Origin of the sequence: Ruminococcus flavefaciens, assembly GCF_900143025.1 — a bacterium.
Classification (GTDB): Bacteria; Bacillota; Clostridia; order Oscillospirales; family Ruminococcaceae; genus Ruminococcus; species Ruminococcus flavefaciens_I.
Genome location: NZ_FRCT01000007.1, coordinates 53,916 through 72,670, shown reverse-complemented (window position 1 = coordinate 72,670; position 18,755 = coordinate 53,916). Strand labels below are relative to the sequence as shown.

The following is an 18,755-nucleotide window of genomic DNA, read 5'->3' as shown; positions in this document are numbered from 1 at the left end:
GCAAGTGAACGGCTTGTACAGCAACTGGTACCATGAGTTTGAAGAGATCATGGAAACAATGGGCGGCGATGAGTTATATGGTACACTTGGTTCTCTCCTCGAAGCCAGCAAAAACAATTTTGCCTTCAATAAGAAGATAATGGAAAAGGCGATAGATGTTTCGTGGGTAGAGGCGATCGAAAACGGAATAGTCCACCTTGACAATTTCCTGAGAAACCCCAGACGTACCATAGAGGACGTTGAGGAGATAGTCCCCATAGCTCTTTCGCGCAAGACCACCATAGAATCTGTCAAGCATCTGGCACAGCATACAGACCTGATACAGAGCGTTGACAGAAAAACGGGGAAGATAACCCCTTCAAAGATACTCAATGTGCATAAGGAAGAAAGCCTTATTACATACGAGAACAGGTTTATAAACACACTTATAGACAGGCTTTACATTTTCATATCACGAAGATACGAAAAGCTTGCCGAGGTATCAAAGGACGAGGAGGTCTTCACTCTCGGGTATGATACCGTTATAAATGACAGCACGGGCGGCAAAATGAAGATAGACGTTAAGATAGAGACTGTTGACAGTCTCGACTCCTACGATGCTAACGGCTATACCGTGTGGCAGAGAGTTGAAAAGCTCAAAAAAGCCATAGAAGGCTATAAGGGCTCGGAGCTTTGCAGGACTCTCGGAAACAACTTCATACGCCCCCCTGTAATGCGTACAAACGCTATCATGAAGAATGTCGACCTGAAAGCCTGCCTTACGCTATGGCAGTACATAGAAAGCTATGACAAGGTCGGCTATGAGATAAACATACAGAATAAGGCTGTAGCACCTCAGAAGGAATACGTTGAGGACTTTTACAAGCTTGTAGTGCTTAACCTGCTGCTGTTCCGTTCGTACATGAACAACGACAACGAGGATAAGCTGAAGGAGCTGAAAAAACATACCTCAAAGCCTATAGCACCGAAGTTTCTGAAGAAATTCGACAAGGAGCTGGCGGCGGATTACAGTGTATCATCTGAGACTGTTGCAGGATACATAGCTGCGGATTCCGATTTCCGACTGGAAAAGCGGCTTCCAACCGACCTTAACCTCATGTTTGAGCAGATAACTGAGTGTATCAACATCGAGACCGCTTATATGGCGGAACGCGAGAAGCTCAGGCAGGAAGAGGAGAAACGCCGAAAAGAGGAGGAAGAACGCCTCAGAGAACAGCAGCGTATCGAGGAAGCAAGACGTGCAGAGCTGGAGCGTATCCGACTGGAAAAGGAAGAAGAGGAGCGAAAGCTTCAGGAAATGCTGGCGAAGAAGCGTGCCGAGCAGGAGGCTGCGGAGCGGGAACGTCAGCGGCTTGAAGAGGAAAGACTTGCCCGTCTCGAAGAAATACGCAAACGCGAGGAAGAGGAAAGACTCAGACGGGAGGAAGAAGAACGAATTGCTGCCGAGCGTGAACGTATCAGGCAGAATAAGGAAATGGCACGAGCCGAACTCGGTGAGGCTGAGGGAATTGATGAAGAGACTCTCAATAAAGCTGCTGATGAGTCAGAGCTTGAAAAGCAGGCGTACAACGAAGTTACCGAAGATGAGATCGAGGAAGCTAAGGCAGAGCTTGACAAGTCTGAGGAGCAGGATGAATTTGAGGATCCCAGAGCTGTTGCAGCCCGCAAAAAACTTGAACAGCAGAAGCTTGAAAGGGAACGTGCCGAGGCAGAGCGTGCTCAGCGTCTCAAAGCTGAAAGACAGCACTTTGAGAGCAAGCCATTCAAAGAGATATACCGCGAATATTCGTGGAATCCGATATATGCACTCATACGCCTTATAAGGCATATACTTGCTGTGGTATTCGGCATCATACCTGAAGATACCGATAATCCGCGCTATAAACAGCTCCTTGCAGAAAAGCAGCAGAAGAAGCAGGAAAAGGAGCGCGAAAAGCAGGAACGCGAGCATATGGAGATGTACTACAAAAAGTACGGTCAGGACTTCAAATATCGTTTCAGACGCTTTATCGCTGACATGAAGTTCAAGCGAAAGAAAGCAAAGGAAATGAAGAACAAGCCTCGTCCCGCATATACTCCGCCTGTAAGGACTCCCGAGGAGCAGAAGGCTATTGACATGGAAATGAAGCGTCTCTACAAGGAGTACCGTGTAAGCCTTGTCAAGAAAATACGCAGAGCTGTTGAAACTCGAAAAAAGGAGAAAAAAGAGCTTGAGGAAGCTATCCGTGAGAGCGAGGCGCGTATTGATGATTATAAAGTCAAAAATGAGGAGAAGGAAGACAATTCCTCAAAGATAGCTAATATCATCGTTGCAGTCATAACTGCCGTGGCACTTGCTTTCGTAGTATATGTAATGGTCTGCTCGGCTCGCGGAAAAGCCGTGAATGTATTCGGTAAGAGCGTATTGAAGGTAGTTACAGGAAGTATGGAGCCTTCTATCCATACAGGTGACTATATAATCGTTGAAAAGACCGATGTTTCCGCACTTTCAGACGGGGATATAATCACGTTCTATTCCGACCAGAGCGACATAAAGGACAAGCTCATAACTCACAGGATAATCGGTAAAAATCCCGACGGTACATATATAACCAAGGGCGATGCAAATCCCGTGCAGGACAGCACAGGTGTAAGAGAAGAACGCATAGTCGGAAAATATACCCGTAAGTCAAGATTTTTCATATGGGTGAATTCCTTTGTTGACCTGAAAAAGCTTTTGCTTATTCTGGTCGTAGTGCCTATGACATTGATAGCACTTTATGAAGCTAAAACAGTAACGAAAATAGGCAAAGAGGCTGCCGAAAGCAGCAGAGAGGAAGCCGACAGAAAGCGTGAGGCTGCTGTGAGAGCGGCTATCGAAAGAGAAAAACGCCGTCTTGAAGAGATGGGCTATGATCCAGAAAACGAGGTGAAGCTGAGTGAATCAAGAGAAACTGATGAAGAGGAGAATGATTAGAGCAATCATACTTTTCATTATCACCTTTATTGCTCTCCTCGTGTTCATAGCTCTGTATATGGACGAAACAAAGCGGGTACAGGAGACTTACCGCAAGCAGTACAGAACAAATCTGACAAAGGTCATTGAGGATATCGACTCCTACAAGAAGGGTGAGGGCGATCACGAGCTCAGATATATGCGTATAGTAAGCGATATGAGCGGTGCTAATTCCTTTGCCTTTCTCCTGAAGGACTTCGATGACAAGCAGATAATAATTAATGAGCTTACCACCTGTACGATGAAATATCCCGAGCAGATGAAGGAAAAGCTTGACGATATGAGACAGGCACTCAGTGATATCCTTGATAATGTGGACAAGGGCTATGAGGAAGCGTCAGCGGTGGTAAGTTCGGTTGATAAAAAAGGCTATTGATGCAGGGGGAGGTTTCAGCATGGGCGAGAAAAGAAAGCTTAAAAAGGAGATAAAGCTCTGCATGAGTACGATCAAGGAGATCGAAAGAAAACGTTCGCGTTCTCAGTCGGCACTTGTTCAGGCTATCCTGCTTCAGGAGCAGCCTGACGAAACTGATGTAGAGTGGTTCAATAAGTATACGGGAGAGATAACAGCCTGCCGTAATCATATGATAGAGCTTCAGAAAAAGCTCAAATCGCTTGGATAAATTATCAGAACGGACATTATCGGACATACGATAGTGTCCGTTTTCTTTTAAGAATCAAGATGTAAGAACTAAGAGCTAAGATATAATGATTTCTTCCTCCTATAAAAGGGCATAAAAAAGCACTTTTTCAACGGAAAACCATTGATTATTGAAAAAATAGTTTTCAGTTTCTATGCGTTGCACAAAAAAGATACGCTGAATTTGTAGATTTTTAATAATAGGAAGGCGGATAAAAATAAAAAACGCCCTGTAAAACAGGACGTGTCATTAAGAGTGGAGGCGAGGGGAATTGAACCCCTGTCCGAAAGCCCATTCATGCAACTTTCTACGAGCGTATTTTACCTATTATGATTCCCTGAGTCTGCCGCCGATAAACGGGCTGTAGTCACAGGTAGTCCGTATACAACTGACGGACACGGACACTTCCGACAGTCGTTCACCGCTCATCGATGCCCAAGCGAGAGCCGCGGTACTCCCTCGGTGGACAGAAGCTGACTTAAGCAGCTACCAGTTCGCTATTTCTAGAAACTGTAATGTTATTTCTTGCGTTTATATTTAAACGTGGCGCAGGTTATGGAGATCACGCCATTCTCCGCTCGCTTATCACACTTCAAGACCCCCGTCGAAACCTTTACGCCCCCATAAATTATGAGGGTACAGGTTGGGGAGCTTTAGTGCTCCAACTGATATTATACTATATTTCCGAGAATTTGTCAACAAAAGATTTATACCTAAACTTACGGACTTTTAAAGCCTTTAGCCATTAGCCGTTAGCCCTTAGCTATTAGCTTGTAGGGGCGCACAGTGTACGCCCGTCTGATATCATAACAATGTTATCTCTTGTTTCTCCGCGTCAACGTGTGCTATAGCACCGTATGGCAGTATCGCACGGGGACTTCCGTGACCGAAGTTTACATTATAGAGCATGGGGAGTTCCGCATTATCAACGACCTCGCGCCATACGCTCTTGTACTCCTCGTAATATTTCTCGTTCATGGGCTTACCGATGATGATGCCGTTAATATTTTCAAAAACTCCCTCATTTTTAAGTGCTGCAAGGTATTCTCTCAGGATTTCGGGAGTCGGCATGACTTCGCTTGTTTCCGCGAAGAGTATCTTTCCGCGCCATTCATCGGCAGTGGGGAAGATATTGTATTTCCTTGTTATTTCGCTTTGTTTGGCGAATTCTTCTTTAAGCTGAGGATATATCTCGAATTCATGGGCGAGTATTTCGCCGAACCTGTCTGTATTGCCTGCAATGAGCATCTCGCCCATGCTGTCGATACAGCCGCCCAGCAGTTCGCCCTCAAAAACAGGACTGCCCTGCAAAAGCTCATAGCCGTGTTCTTCCTTGTGGAAAATTGGCATAGTTCCCACAGCGCCTGCGGAGAAGTCTGCTCTTTCCTCGTACCACACATCTGACGGAGTTATCCTCCTGCCGTGATATGGTGCAAAACAGCTCTCGAACTGTGCCTTTGAGTAGGGGAGCATATCTCCGGAAAGCTCCGCTAAATCGCACATGAAAGCCTGACCGTAGAAGGTCTGCAAGCCTAATCTGTGGAACATAAAGTGGTTATTGGTAGTATCGGAAAATCCTAAAAAGAACTTAGGGTGCTCTTTTACAGCATTTATGAACTCCTTGTCCTCCATAAGATAGGGGAAGGTGCGAAAGGTCTCTATACCGCCGATAGCGGTTATTATGCCTTTTACGGAGTCATCGAGAAAAGCGGATTTCAGGTCAGCTGCACGAGCCTCGGGGTGACGCATGATAAAGTCATTTCCCATGAGTGCGTATTCGGTGAAAACGGGTTCAAGCCCGAATTCGCGGAGCTTCTTTTCGCCCAGTTCTTTTTCGTGGGCGCAGTATGGCTCGCCGATAATACCGCTTGAAAGGCTTATTACAGCGACTTTATCGCCCTTTTTCAGTGGCATTGGGTATAACATGGTAGTATTTTCCTTACCTGTTGCGTGTTTTCATATTGCGGTCTATTTCGCGGTTGGCATCGCGTTTTGCGATATCTGCACGTTTGTCGTAGAGCTTCTTACCCTTGCACAGACCCACCTGCATTTTTACGCGGGAGTCCTTAAAGTATAGACTCAGGGGGATAAGCGACAGTCCTTCCTGTTTGAGTGTGCCGTAGAGCTTATTTATTTCGCGCTTGTGCATGAGGAGCTTTCTCACTCTCATGGGGTCGCGGTTAAAGATGTTGCCTTTCTCATACGGAGATATGTGCATACCGCGGACGAAAAGCTCGCCCTTGTCGATAGAGCACCACGAGTCTTTAAGGTTAACGCCGCCCTGACGGATAGATTTTACCTCAGTTCCCACAAGCTCAATGCCTGCTTCGTAGGATTCGAGGACAAAGTAATCGTGACGGGCTTTGCGGTTTTCAGCAATGGTTTTAGTGCCTTTTGAGCGCATTTTATCATCTCCTGTTCATGTTAAAATTATACACTATCGCAGTGTAAAAGTCAACAGCAAGACCTTGAAATATGCGTATATATGTTGCAAAAACCACGGAGCTTCACACTTTTCCTCGCTTTTTTATCAAAAAGGGTATAAAAAACAGGAGTATGCTGCTTTATCTCAGGCATAACTCCTGTTTGTTTTATTCTTTTTGTAAGAGCATTTATCAGCCGCAGAACAGCTCATAGAGTCTGTCAGGCATTGGAGCATAGCCCCAGTCTGTGCCGTCAGTTCCGTACTTCAATATCCACCTGTATTCAAAATTCAGCGCATATACTCTGTTGTTATCGTTTGCGTCTATGAGATAAGTATTTGGCATACTGTAGTTATCATCGGGAGTATACGTGAGGCTTCTGAGTATATCAAACATTTCAGTACACTGATATGCACGCCATGTTATATTTGGGTCTGACGGTTTAATAGTACAGGGCAGATGTATTTGCCATTGCTCTGTTGTTATTGCTTCTGTTACATTTGGGGTTGTTGTTTTTGCTGTAGTTACAGGAGCAGGCGCAGAGATCGTCACGTTACCGCTTGTTCGCGGAGTACTGCAAACAAGGGTAGTCACATGAGCAGGGGCTGTCCTTGCAGGTTCTGTTGTTTGCTTTTCATCGGGAGCGTTATTCTCGGTAACTACGGGTTGCTCGTCGTTATCATCAGGAGATGTGACGGCAGCAGGCTTATCCTCCTCATTTGCCTTGCTTGTGGCAGCTGTATTATTGCTTTCCTTTGTTTTTTTGATTTTATCCTTTTCTTTCCTGTCAGCATCTGTGACCTCAGTTTTCTTATCCTCGGTCACTGTTGTGCTTTCAGTAGCCGCAGGTATCACTACTTCAGGCGGCTCTGTGTGTCTTGTGGGGCGCTGATTGTAGAGCATAGCTCCTACGCTGCCCAAGCCAGCCATAAGTATGAACGCCGAAGCGATAGCGGCAATGCGCTGCCACCTGATACTGTTACGAACCTCAACTCCTGATACAGTAATAGCAGGCTCCTTACTTGTGCTTGCTTTCATTTCTGAGCTTATTTCGGCTTCTCTGACAATGTCGTCGTCAATGAGGTTAACGGCTTCAAATATATCCATTTTATTCATGCTTGAAACCCTCTTTCTTCAAAAAATCCTTTAGCTTTTTTCTTGTCCGAAAAAGATATGTAGCAACTGTTTTCTCGTTCATACTGAAATATTCGGCGATCTTTGACAGACTGTCGCCGTACCAGTAGCGTCGCACGAAGATCTTCCTGTGCCGTTCGTCCTGTGTCCGCAGAAAGCGGCTTATGACCTCTGCAAGCTTCTGAGCGGACATATCGTCCTGCTGCCTGTCTGGGATACACTCGGCAAGCTCGTCCAGCGATACACTTAGCTGAGGACCGCGCTTGGCAGCTGAGTTATATTTCAGTTTGTCTATAGCCTTGTTTTTGACTATGCGGCACAGGTATGTTTTCAGGTCGTCGGGTTCTTCTGGCGGTATCTTGCTCCATATGTCATAGTAGGCGGAGTTTATGCACTCCTCGATGTCCTGACGCTGAGAAAGGATAGTGCCTGCGATATGATAACATAGTCTGTCGTATTTCAGCTTCAGCTCTGCAATTGCCTGCTCGTTTCTTTTTTGGAAAAGCTCTATGATACTTTTATCATTCATGGAAAGTTCCTCCTTTCGGGAGGTTGAGGTCCCTCTTGCCTATATAGTCGATTTTTTTCGTGGGATATTTCACTTTTCTGAAAAAAGTACTCTTTCAAAAGTTTTTGAGTCGATCATAATTATTATACCACAGCAGGAATAATAAAAGCAGCTTTTTGCATATTTTAGCTTTATTGTAATAAAGTGAAATAATGTATTTTTTGTGTCGTGAATATCAATATTTTGCTGTTTATGATAAAATTCAAACATAAAACGTGATATATTAATATAAATAGAGTGTTTTGTCCACCAAATCTGTATTATTTAGGTTGTTTAGATTAGTGCAAAGTGTTAAAATTAATTAGAGAAATGCTATAAAAATCGTCAATATATTACATATAGAAATATACTGACGACTGTAGAGATAGTATTTGGAACGTTATTACAGGGGAAATTAAATAAGGAGGAATTACTCATGAAACACTTTATTCCGAAAAAGGCTGCATTATCAGTGATTTTGGCGGCTTCTATCGCTATGCCGTCAACGGCGGCTACGGCAGGTATGATGACCTCTGCGGCATCTACTATTTCAAACCCGATCATATGGGCAGATGTTCCCGATGAGGACGTTATCAGAGTAGGCGATACATATTATATGGTAAGTACTACTATGTATTTCAGCCCGGGAGCTCCTATTATGAAGTCAAAGGACTTAGCTTCGTGGGAGATGTGCGGCTATGTTTACGACAGACTCGCTGAGGGCGACGGCGAAAATCTCGTTAACGGCAAGCACGATTATGCAAAGGGACAGTGGGCTGCAAGCCTTAGATATAACGAAAAGAACGGCAAGTTTTATGTTTTCTTCGGCAGCTACAGTACTAACAAGTCATATATTTATTCTACAGATGATATCGAGCATGGTGAATGGTCAAAGGTCGAGCTGAACGGTATGTACCACGATGCTTCTATCCTCTTTGATGATGACGGAAGAAATTATCTTGTTTACGGCGGCGGAGAGATCAAGATAAAGGAATTCAACTCCGATATGACAGGTTTCAAGTCAGGCGGACTTGACAAGACCTTATTCAAGACGAATATAACGGGATATGTTGCTGGTGAGGGCTCACATATCCAGAAAATAGGCGATTATTACTACATATTTATTATTGCATGGCCCAGCGGTACAGGACGTGTCGAGATATGCTACCGTTCAAAGAGCCTCACAGGAAACTGGGAGAACAAGACAGTTCTCGACTCCAATTTAGGTTCTTATAACAGCGGCTGTGCTCAGGGCGGTATAGTTGAAACTCCCGAAGGAAAGTGGTACGGACTTCTTTTCCAGGATCACGGCTCTGTAGGACGTATCCCTGTACTTGTTCCCGTAACATGGCAGAACGACTGGCCTATGATGGGCGTGAACGGAAAGGCGCCGCTCACTCTTGATCTTGGTTCCGGCAAGGGCACAGACCTTGCAGGCGATGACAGCTTTGACTACTCCACCAACGACCTTGCTCTCGAATGGCAGTGGAACCACAATCCCGATAACAGTGCATGGTCGGTTACAGAGCGTGAGGGCTGGCTCCGTCTGAAAAACAAGACTATTGCTTCACATCTGCTCAATGCAAGAAATACCCTTACCATGCGTACAGAGGGTCCTGCCTGCAGCAGCTACATAAAGCTTGATGCATCAAATATGAAGGCTGGTGACTATGCAGGTCTTTCCGCATTCCAGCTCAAATACGGCTGTATAGGTGTCCGTGTTGATGACAGCGGCAATAAGAAGGTATATATGTCGATCAACAGCGGAAATGAGGTAGGAAACAGCTCAAATAAGATAGTTGCCGAGCAGAATATGAGCGGCGATGAGGTATACCTCAAGGTTGACTTCAAGTTCGCTAACGTGGCATCTGACGGAAGCTCCTCAAATAATATCGACAAGGCTAATTTCTACTATTCTTATGACGGACAGAACTGGACAAAGCTTGGTCAGGAGCTGTCAATGTCATATGATCTGAAGCTCTTTACAGGCTACCGCAGCGGTATCTACAGCTATGCTACCAAGACTACAGGCGGCTATGCTGATATCGACTTCTTTGAGTATGAGCGTCAGACATGGAACGGCTGCAACGGCAGCAAGGTACTCAGCGGCACTCCTGTTATCATCGAGCCCGATGAAAACGGCTATTACTTCCATAATACATTCGACAGCGGCAGCGATTCATGGACAGGCAGAGGCTCTGCAAAGGTTGCAGCTGACAAATCCGAGTATTATGCAGGTTCAGGTTCTATCGCCTGCACAGACAGAGAAGCCAACTGGAACGGTGCAGTACGTTCACTTTCCTCATCAGTATTCAAGGGCGGTCAGGAGTACAGCTTCAGCACGGTTGTAAAGTATAACGAAGGACCTGCTTCACAGAAGTTCTATCTTACTCTCCAGTACAATGACGGTACTGAGGTCAAGTATGACAAGATAGCTACCGTTGATGCTGTGCCGAAGGGCGAGTGGGTACAGCTTTCAAATACCAATTACAAGATACCCGAGGGTGCATCTGATCTCCAGATGTATGTTGAGACAGATGCCGACGAGTACAGCTTCTTCGTTGACGAAGCTATAGGAGCTGTTGCAGGTACTGTTATAGACGGACCTAAGGCAGTCGTGGCTACAACTACGACTACAGCTCCTGTTGTTACGACACCTACAGTTTCAGCTCCTTCACAGGACCTCAAGGATATACTTGATTCAAAGGTATCAAAGTGGGGAGATGCAAACGGTGACGGCGAAGTAGATATGGGCGACGTTGTTCTTATCATGCAGTCGCTTGCAAATCCAAACAAGTATACTCTCAGCGACCCAGGCATATACAATGCAGACGTAAGCGAAGCAGGCGGCGGTATTACTTCAAACGATGCTCTTGCTATACAGAAGTATCTCTTGGGTATTACCAATAAGCTTCCCGAGAGCTACTCCGATAATATCAAGACAGTTACCGCACCTGCAACAACAACTACTACCACAACTACAAGCACCACCACAACAACTACTACGACTACAGCTCCAAAATCAAACTTCAGATATAACGCAAATCTTCAGTACCGTGCAAACGACAGCTACCTTAATCAGTGCTCACAGGCAGGCAAGATAGTTAAGGAAAGCTACACAGGCATCAATGGCAAAAAGTCGCTTAATGTTTATCTCCCATACGGCTATGACGAGAACAAGAAGTACAATATCTTCTATCTAATGCACGGCGGCGGAGAGAACGAGAATACAATATTCAGCAATGATGTCAAGATGCAGAATATACTTGACAATATGATAAAGAACGGCGAGCTTGAGCCTATGATCGTTGTAACTCCTACATTCAACGGCTGTCCTTCAAATGACGGAAACATGGGAGCAGGCACAGTATGGAACGAGATGCGTCAGAGCATTATTCCATTTGTTGAGGGCAAGTATTCCACATATGCTGAGAAGAATACTTCACTCGACAACCTCAAGGCTACAAGATATCACCGTGCATACGGCGGATTTTCAATGGGCGGCGGTTCTACATGGAATATGCTTATAAACAATCTTGATATATGCGCTTACTATATGCCGCTGTCAGGTCACTGCTGGGGCGGTGTACAGGGAGTTCAGAACGCTATCGACAAGTCAGGCTTCAGCCAGAGAGAGTATTTCGTACTTGCTGCTACAGGCGACAAGGATCTTGCATACAACAATATGCTCGGACTTATCAATCCTCTCAAGCAGGATACAAAGCGCTTTACTTATACATCTGACTTCTCAAAGGGCAACTTCTACTTCCTCGTTGCAAACAGTAACGACGGTATCGAAAAGACTCACTGGTGGGGATATGTAAGATGGTACATCTACGATGCACTTCCTTACTTCTTCCACGAAGGACAGTAATATACATTACTTTATAGTTTGTTTGTATATAATTTAAAGCTTTATCCTCTCTATTTGATACAACAAATTCCTCAAAACGAGAAACACCGCAGCTTCTACCCTCGAAGCGGCGGCGTTTCGCTATGTTCATATATCATCAACGATGTTGTTTATCCACACATTGCTGCGCACCATGAAGTAGCCGATGAATACCTTTACGATCTCTGAGAAGGTAACTGCTGCAAAAACGATGCGTATGTCAAGTGATGTAAAATAAGAAAGCACTGCGGCAAGCGGTATCATCAGTAACCATGTGAAGCCGAAGTCGAAAAGGAAGGTGATACCTGTTTTTCCACCGCTTCTCAGAGTGAAGTAGCAGGCGTTTGTATAGCCCCACATAGGCATTGTAAGAGCTTGAATGAGTATCATGTATGAAGCGAGAGAGCGAACGGAGTCTTCCGTGTTGTAAAATCTCGGGAAAAGCTCTGCAAGTGGCAGCATACAGACAGCAACGGTCGCTGCGGCGGCAACTGCAAAAAACAGCAGCTTATTGTCAAGGTCACGGGCTTCCTTCAGCTTGTTCGCACCCAGCTTTGCTCCTACGAGTATAGCTATGCAGGCTCCCATTTGAAGGTATACCGAGCTGAAAAGGTTTGTCATGGTGCTGGAAATGTTCCTTGCAGCTACTACCTCAGTGCTGCGCACGGAATAGCACTGTGCGACTATGGACATTCCCAGCGACCAGAGAAATTCGTTTATGAAAAGGGGAGTACCGCGCCTGATTATATCGGCAGTAAGCCTTTTAGGTATGGTAAAGCCGCGAAATGCACCAACAATGTATTTGTTTCGCTGAGGGTGAGTGTGCGCCCAGACTATCACCACAAGGGCTTCCACAGTCTTTGCAATGACGGTTGCGATAGCAGCTCCCTTTACGCCCATTGCAGGCATACCGAGCTTGCCGAAGATAAGACCATAGTCCAGCAGCACGTTTATACCCACAGCGGACATAGCTCCTACCATAGGGATACGTGTTTCCCCGCATTCGCGGACTATGCTGGAATATGCCTGACCAATGGCAAAGGGGACAAGGCTGAATATCATTATCCTCAGATAATCCATTCCATAGCCGAGTATCTCCCGAGCCTGCTGAGGGTCGCTTTCCTTGCTGATGAAGAGCTTTATCAGCGGCGAGCCGAAAAGCTCAAATATAGCGGCGGCGACAAAGATTATAGCCGTACATATGAGCAGTCTGAAACGGAAGGTATATTTCTGACCTTCATGGTCACCCTTGCCGAAAAACTGCGCTCCGAAAATGCTCGGACCTGCGACTGCACCGAAAACGGTAACGTTAAAAACAAAAATAAACTGGTTGACTATGGAAACACCGCTCATAGGCTCGGTACCCATGCTGCCAACCATGATATTATCTATGAGACTTACGAAATTGGTGACAAGATTTTGCAGTATCATGGGAATGACCATGCTGAGGACCGTTTTGTAGAATGTCCTGTCACCGATGAATTTCTTTCTGAATTGCGAAAACATATCTACCTCCTGCTGAATAGGACATATTATAACATAATGGGCAGGAAAAATCAAGGGGGCGATATAGTAATATTACCAAAAAAGAAAAAATAGTTGTATTATTATGCAGCTTGTTGCATTATAATTGTTATATAGAAGAAAAATATAGCTATCATGCACAAAGTGAGAGAATGAATGATAGTATAGAAGGGATATTAAAATTTAATAAGGAGGAATACTATGATCCTGAAACGAATGTCAGCAATTGCTGTCAGTCTGGCAGCAGTCATGTCGGCTGTTGACACGGGAAATATTGCAGTTAACTCAACTGCCGCAGGTACTCAGGCGGTCTTTTTTGTTGCGCCTGACGGAAGCGACAGCGGTGACGGCTCCGTGGAAGCACCATTCGCAACACTTGAGAAAGCCCGTGACGAGGTGCGAAAGATCAACGGCAGCATGACGGGAGATATCGTCGTGTATCTACGCGGCGGTGATTACCGCGTAACAAAGCCTGTTGAGTTTGATACCCGTGACTCCGGTACAGGAGGCTTTACCATAAGGTATGAAGCCTATGGTGATGAAGAGCCTGTTATCAACGGCGCACAGAAGGTCACAGGCTGGACTAAATTCAACGACAAGCTCTGGTCGGCACCTCTTGACAGAGATATCAAGCTGAGGAACCTTTATGTCAACGACCGCCGTGCCAATATGGGCAGCGTGCAGGTGCAGGCAAAGGGCGGCTACGGCGACTACAACATAACCGCAGGACAGGCCGATTGGGCTTGGGACTCTGGCAAAAAGAGTGATGGTATCGTTTATGATGCAGGCTCTATGCCTCGTGTAACTTCAAATTTCGATGACCTTGAGGTAGTAAACGGTACTACATGGAACGAAAATATAGTCTGCTCCCGTGATATCAAGTACGACGGCAGCAGAATGATACTGCTCATGCAGCAGCCCTACGGTGCTATAGCTCAGACTCCCGGCTGGGGAGCAGGCTTCAGTACAGGCGGTACTCATACTATCTACAATGCATTTTCGTTCGTTGACAGCGAGGGAGAATTTTTCTTCGACAAGACTCAGAAGGTGCTGTACTATTACCCACGCAGCGGCGAGGATATGACTACCGCAGATGTTGAAGCTCCTGTTGCTGACGGACTTATAAAAATCGCCGGAAATTCTTTGACCGAACGTGTTCAGAATATCAGCTTCAGCGGCATAACCTTTGCAAATACGGATTATCAGCTCACAGAGGTAGCAGGCTCACACGGAAAAACTACCTGTCAGGCTGCTCAGAGCTATACTGCCTTTGCGGACTCGAACTGGCACTCCAAGAAGTACGAAATGGTAGATACTCTGCCTGCTGCTATACATATCACAAGCAGCGACAACATAAAGCTCACAGGCAATGTTGTAAAGCATACAGGTGCAGACGGTATCTCAATGACCAATGACGTTATAAATTCAGAGGTGCGCGGAAACTTCGTTACCGATATCACTTCAAGCGGTATTACAGTGGGTCACCCGCAGCATATCTACATAGGCGATGCTGCGTGGAACAATCACGAGAAGTTCCCGAAGGAGGTCGAGGGCTTATGCAAGAACGACCTCATCACTGAGAATTTGCTTTACGATATAAGCGTAGTTCACGGTTTCGGCGGCTGTGCAGCTATTACGGCATATTTCGTTGACTCTGTGAAGATACTCAATAATACTATCGAAAAGACTGCCTACAACGGCATACATCTGGGCTGGGGCTGGTGCAATTTCAAGGACAGCACCACCTGCCGCGATAATATGATATGCTATAACAGAGTAATAAATTCTCTGAACCGTCTCCACGACAGCGGCGGTATCTACACTATAGGTCAGATGCCTGGCACTATAATCAACGAGAACTACGTACAGGGCATACCCGCAGGCGGTCCGGGAGCACCTACCTACGGACTCCATAACGACGAGGGTACTACATATATCGAGGAGAACGACAATGTTCTCGAAATAAGCCCTAATGTAACTTATACTATCAACTGTGAGGAATACGGTGACAAGCACCACCTCACAATAAAGCGTACATACGCTACTGTGAACAAAATGGGTAAAAATCCGCCGTACAGCGACATTGATACTCCTATCGTAGTATCCGATAACGTATGGCCTTTTGCTCAGTACAAGGTATGCCTTAATTCGGGTATCACCGATGAATATCGCAGTCTTATGCCCTCATGGCTTAAATCCGCGGCTGATTATGCATTCCCTGCAAGCTGTGCAACTACAGGCGGCAGCAAGCTCCCCGTAAGAAAGGTAGACGGCAATGTATGGATAGCTCCCGACGGCACAACAAGCTTCAAGGCAGGAGCTGATATGACAAGAGCAGGCGGAAGTACGGGAAGTATAAGGACTCCCGCAACGGAAGGCGAGTACCGTATTTACGTCCTTGACAGAGAAGGAAAGATACTCAGCAAATCAAGCCATATCCTCCGTATAAAGGGTGTGGGCGGAAATGACAGCAATGTTATCGAAGCTGAGAATTACGATTATAAGTCAGGTATTGACGTTGAGAACTGTTCTGAGGGCGGAAGTGATGTAGGCTACATCGAGGACGGCGACTACATAGGCTTCAAGGATATCGACCTTACAGGCGCAGATAAAATTGATCTCCGCGTAGCTTCAAACGGCTCGGGCGGCAATATCGAGGTAAGACTTGACAGTGCTGACGGCAAGCTCATAGGCAAGGCAGAGGTTTCAAGCACAGGCGGCTGGCAGGACTGGACAACAACGACCTGCAATATCGAGGCTGTAAGCGGTAAGCATGACGTATATCTGGTATTCACGGGAGGAGAGAGCTATCTCTTCAATCTGAACTGGTGGAAGCCCAATACTCCTGCGGGTGAATATATACTCGGCGACCTTAACGTCGACGGTGAAGTTGACGTATTCGACCTTTGCAGTATGAGAAATGCAGCTGTTGACGGCGACGCAGAGCGCTTCGAGGCAGCAGATATCAACGGCGACGGTGCAATAACCGAGGACGATCTCGTTCTGCTTAAAAAGTTCTTATCAGGCGAAATAAAGGCATTTGTCTGATAATGGTATGAGCTGTGCATAATAAGTGCGGCAATGAAGTCCGAAAGCGGTCAGGAAGACTGCTTTCGGACTTTTTTCATCTGTATTCTGCGACTTCATCAAGAGACTTGCGAGGTCTCGGAAATGGAACTTCCGCAGCATAGCCGAGTGCAACTGCGCCGATAAGCTGTGACTTCGTTCCGATAAATTCAGCAAGCTCATTGTAGGCATAGCAGGTGTTTGCTATCCATAATGTTCCGAGCCCCAGCTCTGTTGCTTTGAGAAGCATATTTTCGATAGCTGCACCAATGGAAAGACTGTCGCAAATCTCGGTGATACGGGCAAAGGTGTCAATTTCGCTGAATGGGGAGCTGCCGTTTGTATTGAGCACCATTATTATCACAGGAGCTTCCTGCATTATTTTAAGTGTATTGAAGGCATCGGACAGCATATATTCCGAATTCGGCATATTTGCAAACTCTGCTTTTGTTTTTATGAGTCCTTTTTCCATTGCGGAAAGAAGCTCCTTTTTGGAGTTCTCGCTGTAGACAATGAACTTCCACGGCTGTCGGTTTTTAGCTGACGGAGCAAGGATAGCGGCACTGAGTACTTCATCTATGAGCTCCTTTTCAACGGGCTGTGAGGTGTATTTTCTGATGCTTCTTCTGTTTTTTATCTGATCCATTGTTATTCCTCCCGTGTTTTAGATTTATATATTTATCATTATACAGTAATATTTTTTTAGTGTCAATATATCCTCTTCAAGCATCAGAAATAAGCGGTTTTCTTGTTGACGTTGGCGGAAAAAAGTGGTATAATCATTTTTGCAGTTAATGCGAAAGGAAGATAATATGAAAAAGGATATCAATATTCGTGAGCTTGCTCCTGACGACAAGTGCGAGGTAATGGCTATGATGAGGGAGTTTTACGACTCTCCTGCGGTGATACACAAGTCATCGGACAGTGTGCTCGAAAAGGACTTTGAGGACTGTATCAGCGATATGCCTTTCCTGCGGGGCTTTATGCTTGAATTCAACGGCGAGGCTGCGGGCTATGCAATGACAGCACTGGGCTATACCACGGAATACGGCGGTATTTGCGTATGGCTCGAAGACCTTTACATAAAGCCCGAATACCGAAGATTTGGGATAGGTACTGCGCTTTTGAAGTTTATAGAAAAAGAGTTCCCACAGGCTGTCCGCTTCAAGCTTGAGATAGAAGAGGAAAACGAAGCGGCTTTTTCATGCTATTTCAGCAAGGGCTACAGGCTCTCGCATTACGGTCTTATGACTAAGGAGACAGTATGACGGGATTGCGTAAATATATAAAGGCTCAGCCTGTACTTGTTATATCTCTGCTGCTTGCTGCGGCGACAATGTTCATAATACCGCCCGATAAGGAGTATATCGGTTACTGCAACAGGACAGTGCTCATCGAGCTTTTTGCGCTCATGGCGGCTGTTGCGGGACTGCGTAGTATTGGCATTTTCGATAAGCTTACAAAGGTGCTTTTGAGCAAAACAGGCACAGTCCGCAGACTTGGTGCGGTGCTTACGCTCATATGCTTTTTCAGTGCCATGCTTGTAACAAATGACGTTGCACTTATTACCTTTGTGCCCCTTACGCTGCTTATTTTCGGCAGTATCAATGACAGCAAGAGCCTTATACTCACGGTAGTCCTTGAAACTGCGGCGTCAAACTTAGGAAGCATGATGACTCCCGTGGGAAATCCACAGAATTTGTTCCTATACGATAAATACGGGCTTACGGCAATGACTTTTCTTAAAACTATGCTGCCCGTCGGAGTTGTGGGACTTGCGGCTGTAATGGGACTTACACTGCTTCTGCCGAAGGACAAGTGCAAAGCCCCCGAAAGCAAGGATACGGAGATACCAAAGCTGAAAGCGGCTGTGTATACGGGACTTTTCCTTGTGTGTATCGCGGCTGTGTTCAGGCTTATCCCTGACTGGGGGTGCCTTATAGCGGCGGTTGCGGCAGCGGTAATATGCGATATAAAGCTGCTTGGCAAGGTGGATTATGCGCTTCTTGCTACTTTTGTGGGCTTCTTCGTTTTCGTTGGAAATATCGCAAGAATAGAAGCTGTAAGCGACTTTTTCTCCCGTATACTTACAGGCAGAGAGCTTATATCGGGAGCACTTCTTTCACAGGTCATCAGTAATGTGCCTGCGGCTGTAATGCTGGCGGAGTTCACTGATAACGGTACGCAGCTTCTCCTCGGAGTGGACATTGGCGGATTCGGAACGCTTATCGCGTCGCTGGCAAGTCTTATATCCTTCCAGATATACCGCAAGGATAAAAATGCGCAGACAGGACGATATTTTGCAGTATTTTCAGTCATAAACTTTGCACTTCTGGCACTTCTTTTAGGAGTTCAGTTCTTAATAGGCTGATATAAAGGACGGATAACTGTGATACCTATATATCAGCTTATACTATTTATCGGGGGAAACCTTTCTGAAGAAAGGCTTCCTCTGACGGAGGCGCGCCCCTCTGCCCTTCGGGCATCTCCCCACACTGTGGGGAGTAACCCCGAACCCCTTTCCAAAGACTTT

The 18,755-nt window shown here is 45.8% G+C and carries 13 protein-coding genes and 1 other RNA gene; 7 read left to right on the top strand and 7 right to left on the bottom strand.

The window, feature by feature from the left end; translation table 11 throughout:
- The first annotated feature begins 4 nt into the window (after nt 1–4).
- The 3 genes from BUB28_RS09115 to BUB28_RS09105 are packed head-to-tail and all read left to right on the top strand — an operon-like array spanning nt 5 to nt 3,618.
- Nucleotides 5–2,956, top strand: coding sequence for a signal peptidase I (locus BUB28_RS09115; RefSeq protein ID WP_242939971.1), 2,952 nt, complete (start codon nt 5–7; stop codon nt 2,954–2,956).
- Nucleotides 2,949–3,371, top strand: coding sequence for a hypothetical protein (locus tag BUB28_RS09110; RefSeq protein WP_072950800.1), 423 nt, complete (start codon nt 2,949–2,951; stop codon nt 3,369–3,371). Before BUB28_RS09115 ends, BUB28_RS09110 begins: the two co-directional genes overlap by 8 nt.
- 19 nt (nt 3,372–3,390) lie before the next feature.
- Nucleotides 3,391–3,618 carry a hypothetical protein gene (locus BUB28_RS09105; protein ID WP_028518188.1) on the top strand — a complete coding sequence of 76 codons (228 nt, stop codon included), beginning with the start codon at nt 3,391–3,393 and terminating at the stop codon, nt 3,616–3,618.
- A 271-nt stretch (nt 3,619–3,889) separates the two neighbouring features.
- Here the strand turns inward: BUB28_RS09105 and ssrA are convergent.
- The 5 genes from ssrA to BUB28_RS09080 all read right to left on the bottom strand — a co-directional run bounded on the left by ssrA (nt 3,890) and on the right by BUB28_RS09080 (nt 7,722).
- Nucleotides 3,890–4,259: a transfer-messenger RNA gene (ssrA, locus tag BUB28_RS09100) on the bottom strand.
- Between the two features lie 181 nt (nt 4,260–4,440).
- On the bottom strand, nt 4,441–5,562 hold the full coding sequence (locus BUB28_RS09095; RefSeq protein ID WP_072950798.1) for a S66 family peptidase: 1,122 nt from the start codon (nt 5,560–5,562) through the stop codon (nt 4,441–4,443).
- Nucleotides 5,563–5,575: 13 nt separating this feature from the next.
- Nucleotides 5,576–6,040: an SsrA-binding protein SmpB gene (gene smpB, locus BUB28_RS09090; protein ID WP_072950796.1), complete on the bottom strand. Its 465-nt coding sequence runs from the start codon at nt 6,038–6,040 to the stop codon at nt 5,576–5,578.
- A 211-nt stretch (nt 6,041–6,251) separates the two neighbouring features.
- On the bottom strand, nt 6,252–7,175 hold the full coding sequence (locus tag BUB28_RS09085; protein WP_072950795.1) for a RodZ family helix-turn-helix domain-containing protein: 924 nt from the start codon (nt 7,173–7,175) through the stop codon (nt 6,252–6,254).
- Nucleotides 7,168–7,722, bottom strand: coding sequence for an RNA polymerase sigma factor (locus tag BUB28_RS09080; RefSeq protein WP_072950793.1), 555 nt, complete (start codon nt 7,720–7,722; stop codon nt 7,168–7,170). Before BUB28_RS09080 ends, BUB28_RS09085 begins: the two co-directional genes overlap by 8 nt.
- A 454-nt stretch (nt 7,723–8,176) precedes the next feature.
- Between BUB28_RS09080 and BUB28_RS09070 the strand changes: the two genes are divergently transcribed.
- Nucleotides 8,177–11,614 (top strand): family 43 glycosylhydrolase, encoded by a 3,438-nt coding sequence (locus BUB28_RS09070; protein WP_072950790.1) that lies wholly within the window; start codon nt 8,177–8,179, stop codon nt 11,612–11,614.
- Between the two features lie 126 nt (nt 11,615–11,740).
- On the opposite strand, the gene BUB28_RS09065 is transcribed toward BUB28_RS09070, so the two are convergent.
- A complete protein-coding gene (locus BUB28_RS09065) occupies nt 11,741–13,138 on the bottom strand; it encodes an MATE family efflux transporter (protein ID WP_072950788.1) in 1,398 nt (465 codons plus the stop codon).
- A 219-nt stretch (nt 13,139–13,357) separates the two neighbouring features.
- Between BUB28_RS09065 and BUB28_RS09060 the strand changes: the two genes are divergently transcribed.
- A complete protein-coding gene (locus BUB28_RS09060; protein ID WP_072950787.1) occupies nt 13,358–16,204 on the top strand; it encodes a carbohydrate-binding protein in 2,847 nt (948 codons plus the stop codon).
- A 76-nt stretch (nt 16,205–16,280) separates the two neighbouring features.
- Here BUB28_RS09060 and BUB28_RS09055 read toward each other — a convergent pair whose 3' ends face one another.
- Nucleotides 16,281–16,868 carry a nitroreductase family protein gene (locus BUB28_RS09055; RefSeq protein WP_072950785.1) on the bottom strand — a complete coding sequence of 196 codons (588 nt, stop codon included), beginning with the start codon at nt 16,866–16,868 and terminating at the stop codon, nt 16,281–16,283.
- 166 nt (nt 16,869–17,034) lie between these two features.
- Between BUB28_RS09055 and BUB28_RS09050 the strand changes: the two genes are divergently transcribed.
- On the top strand, nt 17,035–17,490 hold the full coding sequence (locus BUB28_RS09050; protein WP_072950784.1) for a GNAT family N-acetyltransferase: 456 nt from the start codon (nt 17,035–17,037) through the stop codon (nt 17,488–17,490).
- Nucleotides 17,487–18,593, top strand: coding sequence for an SLC13 family permease (locus tag BUB28_RS09045; protein WP_072950782.1), 1,107 nt, complete (start codon nt 17,487–17,489; stop codon nt 18,591–18,593). The genes BUB28_RS09050 and BUB28_RS09045 overlap by 4 nt, the downstream gene beginning before the upstream one ends.
- Nucleotides 18,594–18,755: the final 162 nt, after the last annotated feature.